The organism is Sphingobium sp. ba1, assembly GCF_000743655.1.
Taxonomy (GTDB): Bacteria; Pseudomonadota; Alphaproteobacteria; order Sphingomonadales; family Sphingomonadaceae; genus Sphingobium.
The window spans coordinates 2,925,610-2,926,083 of sequence record NZ_JPPQ01000069.1 but is presented as its reverse complement, the minus strand read 5'-3'; the positions used below and the strand labels follow the sequence as shown (position 1 = coordinate 2,926,083).

1 protein-coding gene is annotated in these 474 nt (G+C 65.6%); it reads right to left on the bottom strand.

The features are described from left to right. On the bottom strand, positions 1 to 474 hold a 474-nt coding region (locus tag IL54_RS23235; RefSeq protein WP_272945519.1), incomplete at both ends, for a penicillin-binding transpeptidase domain-containing protein.

The following is a 474-nucleotide window of genomic DNA, read 5'->3' as shown; positions in this document are numbered from 1 at the left end:
GGTGTCAGGCGTATAGCCCGCCTCCAGCGCGGCCATATAGACGAAGATCTTCCACGCCGATCCCGGCTGCCGCGTCGCTGTGGTCGCGCGGTTATAGTTGGACGTGACATAATCAAGGCCGCCGACCAGCGCCCGCACCGCGCCATCGCGGTCCAGGCTGACCAGCGCGCCCTGCGTACCCGACGGCACATTGGCCTTAACCGCCGCCGTCGCCGCATTTTGCATGCTGAGGTCGATGGTGGTGTAGACTTCCAGCGGTTCGTTGGACTCGTCGATCAGCACATCGAGTTGCGGCAACGCCCAGTCGGTGAAATAGCGCACGCTGTTCTGCGGCGGTTCGGGCGCGAGCGCGACATTGGCAATGTCGGCCGCCGCCTTGTCCGCCGCGCTGATGACGCCATTCTGCACCATCAGGTCCAGCACCACGCCAGCCCGGCCGATGGCAGCTTCGGCGTCGGCGGTGGGGGAATAGCT